Annotated in this window: 13 protein-coding genes; 8 read left to right on the top strand and 5 right to left on the bottom strand. The window is 74.7% G+C overall.

Annotation, left to right across the window (positions count from 1 at the left end):
* Positions 1 to 37: 37 nt before the first annotated feature.
* From OG900_36995 to OG900_36980, 4 genes are all read left to right on the top strand, one after another.
* The gene (locus tag OG900_36995; protein ID WUH95208.1) at positions 38 to 1,714 is read left to right on the top strand and encodes an FAD-dependent oxidoreductase; all 1,677 of its coding nucleotides are present in this window, start codon (positions 38 to 40) and stop codon (positions 1,712 to 1,714) included.
* A gap of 22 nt (positions 1,715 to 1,736) precedes the next feature.
* Positions 1,737 to 3,185 (top strand): ATP-binding protein, encoded by a 1,449-nt coding sequence (locus OG900_36990; protein WUH95207.1) that lies wholly within the window; start codon positions 1,737 to 1,739, stop codon positions 3,183 to 3,185.
* Positions 3,182 to 3,538, top strand: coding sequence for a UBP-type zinc finger domain-containing protein (locus tag OG900_36985; GenBank protein WUH95206.1), 357 nt, complete (start codon positions 3,182 to 3,184; stop codon positions 3,536 to 3,538). The genes OG900_36990 and OG900_36985 overlap by 4 nt, the downstream gene beginning before the upstream one ends.
* A gap of 67 nt (positions 3,539 to 3,605) precedes the next feature.
* Positions 3,606 to 4,214 (top strand): GPP34 family phosphoprotein, encoded by a 609-nt coding sequence (locus OG900_36980; protein ID WUH95205.1) that lies wholly within the window; start codon positions 3,606 to 3,608, stop codon positions 4,212 to 4,214.
* 431 nt (positions 4,215 to 4,645) lie between these two features.
* Here the strand turns inward: OG900_36980 and OG900_36975 are convergent, their stop codons facing one another.
* From OG900_36975 to OG900_36965, 3 genes are read right to left on the bottom strand one after another with little or no spacing between them, the layout of a single operon-like run.
* The gene (locus tag OG900_36975; protein ID WUH96062.1) at positions 4,646 to 5,401 is read right to left on the bottom strand and encodes an ABC transporter permease; all 756 of its coding nucleotides are present in this window, start codon (positions 5,399 to 5,401) and stop codon (positions 4,646 to 4,648) included.
* Positions 5,402 to 5,406: 5 nt separating this feature from the next.
* Positions 5,407 to 6,999 carry a DUF1349 domain-containing protein gene (locus OG900_36970; protein WUH95204.1) on the bottom strand — a complete coding sequence of 531 codons (1,593 nt, stop codon included), beginning with the start codon at positions 6,997 to 6,999 and terminating at the stop codon, positions 5,407 to 5,409.
* The gene (locus OG900_36965) at positions 6,996 to 7,916 is read right to left on the bottom strand and encodes an ATP-binding cassette domain-containing protein (protein ID WUH95203.1); all 921 of its coding nucleotides are present in this window, start codon (positions 7,914 to 7,916) and stop codon (positions 6,996 to 6,998) included. The genes OG900_36970 and OG900_36965 overlap by 4 nt, the downstream gene beginning before the upstream one ends.
* Positions 7,917 to 8,092: 176 nt before the next feature.
* Between OG900_36965 and OG900_36960 the strand changes: the two genes are divergently transcribed.
* Both OG900_36960 and OG900_36955 read left to right on the top strand, forming a co-directional pair.
* On the top strand, positions 8,093 to 9,379 hold the full coding sequence (locus tag OG900_36960) for a sensor histidine kinase (protein WUH96061.1): 1,287 nt from the start codon (positions 8,093 to 8,095) through the stop codon (positions 9,377 to 9,379).
* Positions 9,376 to 10,083 carry a response regulator transcription factor gene (locus tag OG900_36955; protein WUH95202.1) on the top strand — a complete coding sequence of 236 codons (708 nt, stop codon included), beginning with the start codon at positions 9,376 to 9,378 and terminating at the stop codon, positions 10,081 to 10,083. The genes OG900_36960 and OG900_36955 overlap by 4 nt, the downstream gene beginning before the upstream one ends.
* Before the next feature lie 341 nt (positions 10,084 to 10,424).
* Here the strand turns inward: OG900_36955 and OG900_36950 are convergent, their stop codons facing one another.
* Complete coding sequence (locus OG900_36950) at positions 10,425 to 11,081, bottom strand: hypothetical protein (GenBank protein WUH95201.1); 657 nt, start codon at positions 11,079 to 11,081, stop codon at positions 10,425 to 10,427.
* Positions 11,082 to 11,195: 114 nt separating this feature from the next.
* On the opposite strand from OG900_36950, the gene OG900_36945 reads away from it, so the two are divergent.
* Positions 11,196 to 11,714, top strand: coding sequence for a methylated-DNA--[protein]-cysteine S-methyltransferase (locus tag OG900_36945; protein ID WUH95200.1), 519 nt, complete (start codon positions 11,196 to 11,198; stop codon positions 11,712 to 11,714).
* A gap of 14 nt (positions 11,715 to 11,728) precedes the next feature.
* Here OG900_36945 and OG900_36940 read toward each other — a convergent pair whose 3' ends face one another.
* A complete protein-coding gene (locus OG900_36940) occupies positions 11,729 to 13,003 on the bottom strand; it encodes a chloride channel protein (protein WUH95199.1) in 1,275 nt (424 codons plus the stop codon).
* Between the two features lie 448 nt (positions 13,004 to 13,451).
* Here OG900_36940 and OG900_36935 point away from each other — a divergent pair, with 448 nt between their 5' ends.
* Positions 13,452 to 14,582 (top strand): serine/threonine-protein phosphatase, encoded by a 1,131-nt coding sequence (locus OG900_36935; protein ID WUH95198.1) that lies wholly within the window; start codon positions 13,452 to 13,454, stop codon positions 14,580 to 14,582.
* Positions 14,583 to 14,617 lie beyond the last annotated feature (35 nt).

Here is a 14,617-nt window from a genome sequence, read left to right as displayed (position 1 = left end):
CGAAACGGGCAGGCAGCGGATGGGGACGGGGATGCCCATGACAGCATCGGACAGCACACGGCGGGCCGTGCTCCTGACCGTCGACGACGACCCGGGAGTCTCCCGCGCCGTCGCCCGCGACCTGCGGCGGCGGTACGGCGAGCGCTACCGGGTGGTGCGCGCCGAGTCCGGCGACTCGGCGCTCGACGCGCTGCGGCAGATGAAGCTGCGCGGCGACCTGGTCGCGGTGATCCTCGCGGACTACCGGATGCCGCAGATGAACGGCATCGAATTCCTCGAGCAGGCCATGGACGTCTATCCGGGCGCCCGGCGGATCCTGCTCACCGCCTACGCCGACACCGGTGCGGCGATCGACGCGATCAACGTGGTCGACCTGGACCACTACCTGCTCAAGCCGTGGGACCCGCCGGAGGAGAAGCTCTACCCGGTCGTCGACGACCTGCTGGAGAGCTGGCTGGCCTCCGACCACCGCCCGGTGCCGGAGACCAAGGTCATCGGTCACCGCTGGTCGGCCCGGTCGTCCAAGGTCAGGGAATTCCTGGCCCGCAACCAGGTCCCTTACCGCTGGTACCTGTCCGACCAGTCCGAGGGCCGGCGGCTGCTGGACGCCGCCGGGCACGACGGGATGCGGCTGCCGCTGGTGATCGCCCCCGGCGGCGAGGTGCTGGTCGAGCCGTCGGACCAGGATCTGGCCGCCCAGGTGGGTCTGGCGACCACCCCGGCGGAGGAGTTCTACGACCTGGTGGTGATCGGCGCGGGACCCGCCGGGCTCGGCGCGGCCGTCTACGGCGCCTCCGAGGGGCTGAACACCGTCCTGGTCGAGCGCACCGCGACCGGCGGCCAGGCCGGGCAGAGCGCCAGGATCGAGAACTACCTCGGCTTCCCCGACGGCGTCTCCGGCGCCCAGCTCACCGACCGGGCCCGCCGCCAGGCGACCCGTTTCGGCGCCGAGCTGCTCACCGCCTGCGAGGTCACCGGCCTGGAGGTCAGCGGCCCTGCCCGTACCGTACGGTTCGCCGACGGCAGCTCGGTCTCGGCGCAGAGCATCATCCTCACCACCGGGGTGGCCTACCGGCTGCTGGACGTGCCGGGGCTCGCCGAGCTGACCGGCCGCGGCATCTACTACGGCTCGGCGCTGACCGAGGCCGCGGGCTGCGAGGGCCAGGACGTCTACATCGTCGGCGGGGCGAATTCCGCCGGGCAGGCCGCGGTCTACCTGTCGCGGGGCGCCAAGTCGGTGACGCTGCTGGTACGCGGGGCGTCGCTGGAGGCGTCCATGTCGCACTACCTGATCCAGCAGATCGCCGCGATCCCCACCATCAGCGTCCGCACCGGCACGGTCGTCTCGGGCGCGCACGGCGAGGACCACCTGGAGAGCCTGACGCTGCGGGAGTCCGCGAGCGGCGCCGAGGAAATGGTCGACGCCCAGCGGTTGTTCGTGTTCATCGGGGCCGCGCCGCGAACCGACTGGCTGGAAGGCGTGGTCCGCAGGGACGGGCACGGCTTCGTGCTGACCGGGCCGGACCTGGCCGGCGAGGGCGAGCGCCCGGCCGGCTGGGAGCCCGACCGGCCGCCCTACCACCTGGAGACCAGCGTGCCCGGGGTCTTCGCGGCCGGCGACGTCCGCTCGGAGTCCGCCAAGCGGGTGGCGTCCGCGGTCGGCGAGGGCGCGATGGCCGTCATGCTCGTACACCGCTATCTGGAGGGGCTGTGAGCACCTCACGTCTGGAGGGACCGTGACCGCCTCGACGCTGCCGTGCAACCCGGAGGAACTGCGGTCGCTGTTCCTGTTCGAGCACCTGACACCCGAGCAGCTGGGCCGGCTGTGCGGCTCCGGCCGGATCGAGGCCGTGGAGGCCGGCCCGGTCTACGCCGAGGGCGAGGCCGCGGCCTGCTTCTACGTGCTGCTCGAAGGCACCGTCGTGACCTCGCGGCGGGTCGGCACCGATGACATCGAGGTCAACAGGACCTCGCAGCGGGGCGTCTACGCCGGGGCCTTCCAGGCGTATCTGGGCGACCAGGTCCCGCAGCTCTACACCAACTCGCTGCGGGTCACCGAGCCGTCCCGCTTCTTCGTCCTGGCCGCCGACGACTTCGCGCGGATCATGCGGGACTGGTTCCCGATGGCCGTGCACCTGCTCGAAGGGCTGTTCTTCGGCAACCAGACCTTCCAGCAGGTCGTCAGCCAGCGCGAGCGGCTGCTCGCGCTGGGCTCGCTGTCGGCGGGTCTGACGCACGAGCTGAACAACCCGGCCGCCGCCGCGCTGCGCGCCACCTCGGCGCTGCGCGACCGGGTGGCCGGCATGCGCCACAAGCTCAAGGTGCTGGCCGGCGGGCGTCTGCGGCAGGCCGACCTGGACACCCTCATCGGGGTGCAGGAGCGGGCCGTCGAGCGGATCGCCAAGGCGCAGGAGCTCAGCCCGATGGAGGCCGCCGACCAGGAGGACGCGGTCGCCGACTGGCTGGACGGCCACGGCATCGCCGGCGGCTGGGACCTCGCACCGGCCTTCGTCCAGGCGGGCCTGGACGAGGAGTGGCTGGAGCAGGTCGCGGCGGCGGTGGAGACCGAGATGCTGGAGAGCGCGGTGCGGTGGCTGAACTACACCGTCGAGACCGAGCTGCTGATGAACGAGATCGAGGACTCCACCTCCCGGGTGTCCGGCCTGGTCAACGCCGCGCGGCAGTATTCGCAGCTGGACCGCGCGCCCTTCCAGGTGGTCGACATCCACGAGCTGCTCGACAGCACCCTGCAGATGCTGGCCGGGAAGATCGGGTCCGAGGTGACGGTGGTCAAGGAGTTCGACCACACGCTGCCCCGCATCCCCGCCTACCCGGGCGAGCTGAACCAGGTGTGGACCAACCTGATCGACAACGCGGTGTCGGCGATGGACGGGGTGGGCACACTCACCGTGCGCACCTCGCGGGACCACGGCAGGCTGGTGGTGGACTTCCAGGACACCGGTCCCGGGGTCCCGGCGGAGATCCGGCAGCGGATCTTCGAGCCGTTCTTCACCACCAAGCCGGTGGGCCAGGGCACCGGGCTCGGGCTCGACATCTCCTGGCGGATCGTGGTCAACAAGCACCACGGCGATCTGGACGTCGAGTCGCAGCCGGGCAACACCCGATTCCGGGTCAGGCTGCCGCTCACCGCAAGCAACCCCGACGCCGAGGAGGCCGCCGAATGAGCACCCACGAATCCCCCGGGATCGACCCGTCCGTCCCGCCGAGCGGCGAAGGCTGCGCGGACTGCGACAAGGCGGGCGGCTGGTGGCTCCACCTGCGCAGGTGCGCCGGCTGCGGGCACGTCGGCTGCTGCGACAGCTCCCCCTCGCAGCACGCCGCCGCGCACGCCGCCGCCAGCGGCCACCCGGTGATCAGGTCGTACGAACCCGGCGAGAACTGGTTCTGGAACTACGCCACCGAGAGCTACGTCGAGGACGGCCCCGACCTGGCGCCGCCGCTGAGCCACCCGGTGTCCCAGTCCACCCCCGGCCCCGCCGAGCGGGTGCCCGGCGACTGGCAGAGCCGCCTGCACTGACACCCGTGGGCTCACGCCCTGTGGACCGAAGCCCCCAGTGGACTGACGCTTTGTGGAGCGCCCCCGGATGACCACCGCACGAGACCTGCTTTTCGTGGCCATGGACATGCCGTCGACCCGGTCGCTGGAGCGCGGCGACCTGTCGCTGGCGCTGGCCGGGGCCGAGCTGATCGACCTGCTCGGCCTCGGCGCGGCCACCCTCGACGGTGACTTCGTGCTGCCCACCGGACGGCAGGACGCCGGCGACCCGCAGCTCGACCTGGCCGTGGCGGCGCTCGCCCCCGTCGCCGACGGCGAGACCGTCGAGGACTGGCTGTGGCGCAGGGGCCGGGGGCTCTCCGACACGTATCTCGCCGCCCTTGAGGCCGACGGGCTGCTCGGGCGGGAGGAGCGGCGCCGCTTCCTCGTGCTGCGCACCAGCCGGATGGTGCTCGCCGACTCCCCCGGGCGGCGGCGGGCGGCCCACCGCTGGGCCGCCGACGATCCGACGCTGCTCGCGCTGGCCTCCACGATCGGCATCTCAGGACCGCCGCCCGTGCCCGAGCCGCGACCCGGGCCGGTCGCCACGGTCCTCACCGGGGTGCGGCACGCCGTCGACGAGCTTGCCGCGGAGCGGCGGCGCCGGGCGAGGCGCCTCGACGAGGCGCGCCAGACGTACGTACGTCGCGGCTTCTGATCCCCCGGGCTCCGCCCCGGCCCCCTTCGCTCCGTTCTCCCCCAGCGCTTCGCCTGGGGGTACCCCCACGCGCCCCTGGGTGATTGCCCCTCGCGGTGGGGTTGCCTGCCTGCGGCCAGGTGGTGGGTTGCTCGCGCAGTTCCCCGCGCCCCTGGAAAACGCGTGCCCTCTGCGCAGAGGCCCAGCCCCTGCCAGGGGCAAACGCCCGGACGCAGGAGGACGCAGGCCAAAAGGGGCGCGGGGAACTGCGCGACAAGCCACAGCGGACCGCAACTGTCAACGGAACAGCAAGAGGCACCCACCCAGGGGCGCGTGGGGTACCCCCAGTCGAAGCGCTGGGGGAGAACGGTGCGACGAGCCCCCGCCGGGCCGCGGGCAAGGAGTGCGCCGCAAGGGGCAGGGGCTCGGGGAGCGTGAGGGCACCGGAGTCGTCAGGTGTCGCGGGTGCGGAAGAGGGCGAGGGCGGTGAGGAGCGCGGCGGCGGACCAGGCCGCGAGAACGGCCAGGCCGCGGTAGGGGCCGATCACGGCCGAAGAAGACGGAATCGTGGTCTGGACCGCGAGCCCGGCCGTCATGGGCCCGATCTGCTGGAGGTGGCGATACCACCCGGGATCGGAGACGACCGACGCGAGGATCGGGAAGAGGTAGAGCAGCCCGAGCACGACCCCGATGGCGGCAGCGGAATCGCGTACCGCGGTGGCGACACCGAGGCTGAGCAGTGCCACCAGCACGAGGTAGGCCACCGAGCCGGCGGCAGCCCTGAGCACCGGCCCGTGCGCGGGCGAGAAGCCGAAGCCGTGGCCGGGCAGGACGAGGCGCCCGGCCAGCACGGAGCCGAGGACGGCGACCGTACCGGCGACGAGCACCAGTCCGGCCAGCACGAGCGCCTTCGCGCCGAGGACCGTGGTCCTGCGCGGCATCGCGGTGACGGTCGTACGGATCATGCCGGTGGCGTACTCGCCGCTGATCAGCAGCACCGCGAGCACCGCCACCCCGGCCTGGCCGAACTGGACGCCGGTGAGGCTGAGCCTGGCCGGGTCCTGGGCGCACCCGGTGGCGGGGCAGTGGACGGCCGCGACCGTGGCCGCGCTGACCGCCGCGGTGAGTACGGCGACCGCTGCCAGGAGCCACAGCAGGCCGGGCAGGGTGCGGACCTTGGTCCACTCGGCGTGCACCGCCTGCCGCAGCCCGGTCACGCGTCCCTCCTGCGGAGCAGCACGGCCGCGGCGGCGACCGCGGCGGCCGCGTAACCGCAGAGCACCGCGAAGCCGGCCCACGGTGCCAGCGGGAAGTACCCGTCGGCGGGCGTGTAGTCGGCGCTGACCTGCGCGTACTGGTGCACGCTCTGCTGGACGGCGAAGGCGGCGGCAGGTGTGAGCCGGGTCAGCCAGCGGGACGGCCCGGCGGGGAGCACCGCGGCCACCGCGAGGATGTAGGGCAGCACGATCGCGACGACGACGGCGGTGACCGCGCCCGCGCTGCGCCGCAGCGCCGTGCCGAGCGCCAGCGCGAGGACCGCGGTGACCGCGAAGAGCGCCGCCGTGCCGACCACGACCCGTACGTCGGTGGCGAAGGGCGTCGGGTACATCGGGAAGTGCTTGCCCTTCTCGACCGACTCGACCAGCGGCAGGGCGGTCGCGGCGGCGGCCAGCCCGGTGGCGAAGGAGACCGCGCCGACCACGGCGGCCTTGGCGGCGAGCACCCGGCCGCGCCGGGGGTTGGCGGTGAGCGTGGTGCGGATCAGGCCGCGGCGGTATTCCGCGGTGACGAACATCGTGGCCACCACCGCCACCACGATGAGCCCGGCGAAGGCGCCGACGAGGGTGCTCTCGACGGTCTTGCCCGGCGATCCGCGCCCCGGCACCTGCGGGGCGACGTCGCCGCTGCCGGTGAGCGTGTAGGTGCCGCCGCTCTGCTCGTACCCGAGGTCGGAGGTGTCGGCGGCGGGTCCGCGGTCGGGGCCGCCGACGAGGTCGCGGGTCCAGGTGCCGCCGGTGCGGCCCCGCAGGGCGACCGAGTCGAAGGCGGCGGTGGCCTTGCTGGGCCCGCCGTCGCCGCTCGAACCGCTGGTGGTGACGACGTATTCGGGCGAGGTGGTGAACAGCCCCACCTGCACGGTCGCGGGCAGGCCCGCCAGGCGGGCGGTGCCGATGGTGGTCCAGTGGGTGCCGTCGGTCGAGTCGTAGCCGGTGAGGGTGTCGCCCGTGCGGGTCAGCCGCAGCCAGCGCGGGGTGGAGGGGGAGGCCGCGCCGGGCGTACCGGCCAGGTCGTGCGTGTAGTCGTACTGCATCCGCACCCCGTGGCTGCCGGTGAGCGCGACCGCCGCGTAGGCGGAGCCCTGCTCGGTGCCGTTCTTGACGATGACGCCGGCCTTCGCCCAGGGCTGCACGCCGGCCGTCATGCCCGTGCCGGGGGCCGCGCCCACCTGCATCCGGCCGCCGGGCGCGTACAGGCCGGTCAGCGAGGTGATCCGTACGGTGATGCCGCCGTCGCCGGTCAGCGGCCGGTGCACCAGCGTCATGGAGTCGCGGACCTCCTCGCCGCCGGGGCCGAGGAGCGGGGTGTGGTCGCAACTGCCGCCGTCGGGGCCGCTGCACGCGATGCTGCTGCCCGCCGCGCCCAGCAGTCCGACGGCGACGGTGACCAGTCCGGCCACCACCATGCCGATCACCCAGCCGCGTACGGTACGGAATTTGGTCCACTCGCCGTGCAGGGTGCGCAGGAAGCCGTCGCGGCCCGCGTGCTGCGCGGAGCGGTAGGGGGCCACGGTCGCCGTGCTGGTCACCGGGTGCCTCCCGCGGGGAATTCGACGGCGTCGCGGGTCAGTTCCATGTACGCCTCCTCCAGCGTCGCCCGGTGCGCGCCGATCTCGGAGAAGGGCACGTCGGCCCGGCCGAGCAGGCCGGCGACACTCTGCGAGGCGATCCCGGACACGGTGAGGGTGTCGGAGGCGGTCGCGGCGACGACCGCCCCGGCCTGGGCGAGCACCGTCATCGCCTGGGCGCGGGCGGTGGTGCGCAGCGTGACCCGGTCGCCGGACGCGGCCGCGATCAGGTCGGCGACGCTGGTGTCGGCGATGACCTTGCCGCGGCCGACGACCAGCAAGTGGTGTGCGGTGTCCTGGAGTTCGCTCATCAGATGGCTGGACACCAGCACCGCGCGGCCCTCGGCGGCCAGCGAGCGCAGCAGGCCGCGCATCCAGACGATGCCCTCGGGGTCCATGCCGTTGAAGGGCTCGTCCATGATCAGCACCGGCGGGTCGCCGAGCAGGGCGGCGGCGATGCCGAGCCGCTGGCGCATGCCGAGCGAGAAGCCGCCGGCCTTGCGGCGTGCCGCGCTCGCCAGGCCCGCTTGGTCGATGACCTCGTCGACCCGGCGGCCCGGCAGGCCCTGCGAATGGGCCAGCCACAGCAGGTGGCCGCGGGCGCTGCGGCTCGGCTGCAAGGCGCCGGCGTCCAGCAGCGAGCCGACGTGGCTGAGCGGATTGCGCAGCGCCTGGTAGCGCAGGCCGCCGATCAGGGCGGTGCCCTCGTCGGCCGCGTCGAGGCCGAGTATCACCCGCATCGTGGTGGACTTGCCGGCGCCGTTGGGCCCGACGAACCCGGTGATCCGGCCGGGCGTGACCGTGAAGGTCATCCCGTCCAGTGCCGCGGTGGGTCCGAACCGCTTGCGCAGGCCGGAGACTTCGATGGTTGCTTCCATGCCACGAAGGCTAGGCAGCGGGCGGCGACGGATCGTCCCGCCGTGGAGCGGTCCTTCCCGTCACCGCCACGGGGGACGGCAAGGCCCCGGTGTCCCCCCTGAGATGTACGGCGATGTCCCTGGCCAGGAGGACGCGGTGGGCGGCCGCGAGCGGCGACAATGCTGGGGTGAGGCTGATGACGACCGGGTGGGCGCGGGATTTCGCGGCGTCCCCGCACGCTCCCGCGGTGACCGCCGCGCTGCTCGCCGCGGCCGCGGTGGCCGAGGCGGCCGTCCGTGCCGCCGTCACGGGCGTGTTCGGCCGCTCCCTGACGACCGGCCTGCTCACCGCCACCGTCCTGGCCCTGACCACGACCATCCCCCCGGCCTTCCTGTCCGCCCCGCCCGCCGCCCTCGCCGTCGCCGCGGCCTCCGCGCTGTCCCTCACCGCCTTCCGCACCCTCACCGCCGCCGGCGCCGCGACGCTGGCGCTGAGCCTCCGCCATCTGACGGCGAGCGTCCCACCGAGGCCCGAGGAACCGCGCGCGCGGCCCAGACGGCGCGGCGGTCCCCTCGCGGCCGAGGGGGGCACCCGCCCGGCCGGAGCGGACCGCGACCGCGGGATACGGAACCGCACTCTCCAAGGCGTGGCCCTGGCCCTGCCCTTCACGGCGATCGCCCTGCTCGACCCGCAACTGTCCGGCGAGGCCCGCGCCTTGGCCGTGCTCGTCGCGTCCGCGGCCCCGGCCGCCGCGCTGGCGGGGGCGGCGCGGGCGGCCAGATCCGAGGCCAAGGTGCACAGCGCGGCCCGCGAGATCACCGCGCGGAGCCTGCTCGAACACACCGCACGCGGCGAGCGCGCCCGGATAGCGCGCGAGTTGCACGACGTCGTGGCGCACCACATCTCGATGATCGCCGTCCAGGCGGAGACCGCCCGGCTGACCACCCCCGACATGCCTGCCGCGGGGGCCACGCGGCTCTCGGAGATCGGCGACACCGCTCGCGCGGGCCTGACCGAGATGCGGCGCCTGCTCGGCGTGCTGCGGCAGGACGCCGAGGTGGAGACCCCGGAGCGGCGCCCCCAGCCGGGGCTCCAGCAGCTCAACGAACTGCTCGACGAGGCCAGATGCGCGTCCGGCGCCGGCGTCCGGCTGATCGTGTCCGGGCCCGCCGCCGCGCTCGACCCCGGGGTCGAGCTGGCCGCCTTCCGCATCGTGCAGGAGGCTCTCACCAACGTACGGCGGCATGCCCGCGGCGCAGCCGTCGACGTGGAGCTGCACTATGCCGCCGACGCCCTGCGGCTGCGGGTCAGGGACAACGGTCCCGGACCGGCCACAGGGGTGCGGGCCGGGGGGCACGGCCTGCCCGGCATGCGGGAGCGCGCGGCCGCGGCCGGCGGCACGCTGCGGACCGGCCGGGCGGTCGGCGGCGGCTTCCAGATCGAGGCGTCGCTGCCGGTCGGCGCGCAGGTGGCGGCCCGATGACGGCCGCTCCCCCGCCGGTGCGGATCATCGTCGCCGACGACCACCATGTGGTGCGGACCGGCTTCGCGGCCCTGCTGGACACCCAGCAGGACTTCACCGTCGTCGGCACCGCGTGCGACGGTGCCGAGGCGGTCGCCGCCTGCGGTGAACTGTCCCCCGACATCGTGCTGATGGACGTCCGCATGCCCGTCATGGACGGTATCGAGGCGACCCGGCGGCTCGCCGGGGAGGGGCAGGGCTCGCCCCGCGTCCTCATCCTCACCACCTTCGACCTGGACGCCTACGTATACGACGCGCTGTGCGCGGGGGCGAGCGGCTTCCTCCTCAAGGACGTCACCGCGGAGCGCCTCTTCGACGCGGTCCGCGTCGTCGCCGCGGGTGAGGCGCTGCTCGCGCCGGGCGTCACGCGCCGCCTGATCGCCGAGTTCGCGCGGCTGCGCCCGCCGCCCGGGGATCATCCCGCCGCCGCCCCGGCCCCGGAGCTCGCGGCGCTCACCCCGCGCGAGACGGAGGTCCTCCGGCTGGTCGCCGAAGGCCTCTCCAACGGGGAGTTGGCCGTACGGCTCACCGTCACGGAGGAGACGGTGAAGACGCACGTCAGCAGGATCCTGGCCAAACTCGGCCTGCGTGACCGGACGCAGGCGGTGGTGACCGCCTACGAGACGGGCCTCGTGACCCCTTCCCGCGGCGCCCCACGCCCCTGAGCGCCATTCCCCGCGCGGGGCCGTTGCCCGGCTGTCGCGCCGTCGTGGTCTCTCGCGCGGTCCCCGCGCCCCTGGGCGGGTGCCCTCTGCGCAGAGGGCACCCGCCCAGGGGCGCGGGGACCGCGCGACCAGCCGTCGACAAGCTGCACGTCGCCACCGTCCGCAAGGGGCTGTTGCTGTCGCCTCCGGACCACCGGCCGGTGGCCGGCTGAGCGCGCGGTTCCCCGTGCCCCTTTGGCGCGCGTCCTCCTCCGACCAGGGCAGGGGTCCGCCGGGAGGGTGAGCGTCCTTCAGGGGACCCGTGGGGGCGCCCCACGCGAAACGGCACCCGCCGCAGGGGGTCAGGCGGCCCTGAGGAGGGCCCACGTGTAGGAGTCGATCGGCTCTTCCGGCGCGAGGCGGGAGATTTCGGTGCCGTCGGGGGTCAGTGCGACGACGACGGGGCGCCGGGCGGCCGGGGTGGTGGGCGCGGAGGTCCAGGCGAGCAGCATGGTGCCGTGCTCCGGCACGGGGACGCGGCGGTCCCCGACCAGAAGGCACTCCGCTTCGGCGGCGATCTGCAGTTGCGTGGTGCCGATCCAGGGCGCCTCGTGGTGGGGAAGCCCGGGGTGCGCGGCCATCTGCGCCTGGCTGCGCAGGCCGTGGCTGGCGCTGACCTCGATGACGCCGACCTGCCCGGCCTGGCCCACCGCACGCCGCGGCCCCCGCGTGCCACTGTCCGAGCCGCCGATCCCTGACTCCCGCCATGTCCCGGCGACGCGCTCGACCCCCGCGGTGAAGGTCTCGGCCCGCGCCGAGCCGGGGCGCCACACGACCTGGACCGCGCCGACGCCGGCGTCCGGGTCGAGGTCGTGGGCCACGACGGTGGCCACCCGGCGCGGCAGCCAGGGCGGTTGCGGGTCGAGTCCGGCGACCAGGCGCCGCACGACAGGCGGCAGCAGTCGGTCCGAGCGCCGCTGACTGCGTATCAGTTCTCGACGGTGCGCACGGGAGGGCATGCGCTCCACGCTACCGCGACCGTGCGCAGCGCGGCGTCCGATTTCCGCCAGCACCACTGCCCGCGACGAGGCATTGTCGAGGGTGAGACAGTACGTCGCACGAAGGAGAGCACCGTGACCGTCCACACCACGATCGACAGCCCGATCGGTCCGCTCCTGCTGGTCGGCGAGAAGTCCGCGGCGCCCGGCGGGCCCACCGCGCTGGCCTGGCTGACGATGGCCGGGCAGAAGAACGCGCCCGCCATCGGCGAGGACTGGGTGCACGACCCCGCGGCGTTCGCCGGGATCGCCCGGCAGCTCGACGCCTATTTCACCGGCGGCCTGACCGCCTTCGACATCCCGTTCGCCGACAGCGGCACCGGCTCGGAATTCCGGCAGCGGATCTGGGAGGCGCTGGAGGACGTGCCGTACGGGACGACCACCACTTACGGCGAGATCGCCCGCAGGGTGGGTGTGCCGCCGGCCGAGGTCCGCGCGCTGGGTGCGGCGATCGGCGCGAACCCGGTGTCGATCGTCAGGCCCTGCCACCGGGTGATCGGCTCCGACGGATCACTCAAGGGATACGCCGGCGGCCTGGAGCGCAAGCGCGAGCTGCTGACCCTGGAGGGCGCGCTGCAGCCGATGCTCGGCTGACCGGGGCGCCCGGGTCAGCCGCCGCGCGTCCGGTAGGGCGGGATCCGCGGGCCCTCGGGCAGCAGTTCCGTGGTCACGAAGGCGGTGACCGCCGCGAGGATCACGACCGGGAGCGAGCCGGTGTGGCCGAGCAGCAGGGCGACCAGGACCACCGTGCTGACCGGCAGGCGCATGGCCGCGGCGGTGGCCGCGGCCATGCCGGCGGCCATCGCGGGCACGACGCCGAAGCCGGGCAGCGGGGCGAGCAGCACCCCGGCCGCCCCGCCGAGGAAGAGCGCGGGGAAGACCGGCCCGCCGCGCAGGCTGCCGAGGCTGATCGCGTACGCCGCGGCCTTGAGGACCAGGACGGCGATCAGCGCGCCGACCGGCCAGGAGTGCGGGTCTGCGGCCAGTTGCGGGAGGGTGGCCTGGCCGGACAGGGCGACGTCGGTCGGTGAGCGGCCGGTGATTCCCGCGTAGGCGGAGGCGCAGCCGCCGACGGCCAGCGCGCACAGCACGGTGGTAACCAGCGGGTGTGCCGCGACGAGGACCGCGGCATGGCGGCCGGCCACCGTCACGTAGTGGACGGCGGTGCCGATCAGCACCGCCATCAGCAGCGACCAGACCACGTCGCCGGCGTCGAGCAGCGGCGGCGCGGGCAGGCCGATGTCGAGGTTGCCGGTCTTGAGTCCGGTCCAGTGGCCGAAGCCGGTGAAGACGACGGCGCCGACGCCGCTGGACAGCAGCGCGGGCAGCATGACGGCGAAGAGCTGCGGGCCGCCGACGCCGGCGACCTCCATCAGCATGACCGCGGCGACCAGCGGATTGCCGAAGATCGCGGCGATGGCCGCGGCGGCGCCCGCCGCGCCGAGCAGTGTGCTGCTCGCCCGGGTCGCCGGGGCGCGGGCCAGGTCGCGGAAGAGCAGCGCGAGGCCGCCGCCGAGGGCGATCAGCGGGGCCTCGGGGCCGAGGACGGCGCCGAAGGGCAGGCAGAAGAGCGCGGCGAGGACGACACCGGGCAGCGCGGCCTTGGTGGCGCCGCCGGAGTGCAGCCCGGCGGCCGGGATGTGGCCGCCGCGGCCGGGGAGGCGCACGACGACCAGGCCGGTGCCGACGCCGGCGACGGCGGCCGCGGGCAGCGGCCACCACCAGGGTGCGTGCCGGTGGCCGAGGTGGTGGGGCCAGTCGGTCCAGATGAGGCGTTCCAGCTCGTGCAGCCCGGCCAGGAACCAGAAAGCGGCCAGCGACACCGGGATGCCGATCAGCGCGCTGAAGACCAGTGCCTTCCGGTATTCGGGGCGGCGCAGCATGTCCCGCAGCGCGTCGGCCTCCTTCGGCCGGCTGCCCGGCGGGGCGTCGGCGGGGGCCGGCGGCTGCTGCGTGATGGTCTGCTCCTGGCTCGGCTGGTGCCGCGGCGTTTCCCGCCGGCGAGGGGCGGGCCGAGGGCGCGCGGGGCGGCACCGCGGGGTCCGGCGGCAGCGCGACACTAACCGGCGCGGGCCGCGGGGGCGGCCTGTGCCACGCGGCGGGGCCGGGGAAACCGCTGGTTGGGTGATCGCGCCCGCGGAACACCGCTCCGCCGCCGCGTTCCGCGCCGCCACCCGGACGGAACACCGCCGCCACCCGGCCGATCACCGCCCCCGCCGTCGTGACCCGCGCCCCCGCCGGTGCCGTGGACAGGTGAGGTGCGGCCCGCGGCGGTAGTTTTGACGTATGGCACCGAGCGGCACTGCGGACCGGCCGCGCCTGTCTGGGCTCGTGCGCTCACCACCGGCCCGGCTCGCGGCTCTGCTGCTCCTTCTTGTGCTGCTGGTGGTCATCGACGACGCCGCGGGGCCCGCCATCCGCATCAGCGGACTGATCTTGGTGGTGCCCGCGCTGTCCGCGGTCTTCCTCGGGCCGGGCGCCGTCCTTGCCGTCGCCGTGGCAACCGTCCCCAGCCTGGTGCTCGCCGCCATGGGCAACAACCAGCTGGGCACCGCCAACTTCCCGGTCACGATGTCCACCGGTGTCCTGATCGGCGCCGCCTCCGTGATGGCGGCCCGGGTCCGCAGGAGACGCGAGAGCGAACTCGCCCAGGCCCGCTGGGTCGCGGGCGTGACCCAGCGGGCACTCCTGCGCCCGCTGCCCAAGCGGCTCGGGCGGTTCGCCATCGCCTCGACCTACATGGCCGCCGACCAGGAGGCGGCCATCGGCGGCGACCTCTACGCCACCGCCGACCTCGGCGGCGGCCGGGTCCGGGTGCTGGTCGGCGACGTCCAGGGCAAGGGCCTGGCCGCGGTCGAGGTCGCCAGCATGCTGCTCGCCGCCTTCCGCCGCGCCAACCGCCGCCGCACCTCGCTGCCCGCGCTGCCCGGCTACCTCGACCGGAATCTGCGCGAGGACCTGACCGACCTCGCCGACGCCCCGCCGCCGCAGCCCGCCCACGCCGAAGCGGACGCGGACGCCGATCCCGTCGCGCCCGGCGACCCCGACTTCCTCGAGCGCTTCGTGACCGCCGTCATGGTGGACATCGAGGCGGACGGCGACGCCCTCGCGGTCGTGAACTGCGGGCACCCCTCGCCGATCCTGCTGCGCCACGGGGAGGTGCTCCAGCTGGACGCCCGGCGGCCGGCCATGCCGCTCGGCCTCGGCGACCTCACCGCCGATGCCCAGTACGTCGACCGCTACGACCTCACCGTCGGCGATGTCCTGCTGCTCTACACCGACGGGGTCATCGAGGCCCGCGACGGCCTCGGCGCCTTCTACCCGCTCGCCGACCGGCTCGCCGGGTGGCCGGGCCTGCCGCCCGACGAGCTGATCGAGGTGCTCACCGCGGACCTCCTCCAGCACGTGGGACGGCGGCTCGGCGACGACGTGGCCATCGTCGCGGTCCAGCGGGTGTCCTGACACCCGCCGGAGTCCCGGGCCCGGCCGGCGGCGCG

Origin of the sequence: Streptomyces sp. NBC_00433, from assembly GCA_036015235.1 — a bacterium.
Classification (GTDB): Bacteria; Actinomycetota; Actinomycetes; order Streptomycetales; family Streptomycetaceae; genus Actinacidiphila.
Note: the sequence above shows the minus strand (reverse complement) of the source record. Positions and strands in the feature narration are given on the sequence as shown.